This window comes from Cognatundibacterium luofuense (assembly GCF_018139685.1).
Classification (GTDB): Bacteria; Pseudomonadota; Gammaproteobacteria; order Burkholderiales; family Burkholderiaceae_D; genus Undibacterium; species Undibacterium luofuense.
In genome coordinates this window covers 1-416 of sequence record NZ_JAGSPN010000196.1, presented here as the reverse complement: position 1 = coordinate 416, position 416 = coordinate 1, and the positions used below count along the sequence as shown (strand labels likewise).

Here is a 416-nt window from a genome sequence, read left to right as displayed (position 1 = left end):
AAAAATACTACCCCGGTAGGCACCGACTGCAACCTGATACAGATCATCACCCAGGCCTAGCAAGCGTGCAGCGTTTCCCTTGCGGGTGTACAAAACAGTACGTGAAATAGCAAGCGGGCCAACCAGAGTCATGGCTTTCTCACGCTCTTCAGAACGCCCTACTGTAAAAAGCAAAATATTGGGATCTTCCAGCAAAGCCTTATAACCACGGTTCCACGGAACCAGTTGTATCGCCGTATTGCTGCCTATTCTTTTTTGCAGCGCTTGCACCAGCTCCACCGCCATACCATCGAGCTTGTCACCACTCTTAAAGCTGATCGGCGGCCAATCTTCTGTGTAAATCGTCAACTCCCCTGGTGCAGCAGGCGACGCCATCACTTGCGCGGCCCACAGCGCGAGCACAAAAGCCAGCAAAC

General features: G+C 52.6%; 1 protein-coding gene. It reads right to left on the bottom strand.

All coding sequences use genetic code 11. The features are described from left to right. Nucleotides 1–416 (bottom strand): substrate-binding periplasmic protein (locus KDM89_RS20000; RefSeq protein ID WP_212689630.1); only part of this gene is annotated, 416 nt, incomplete at both ends.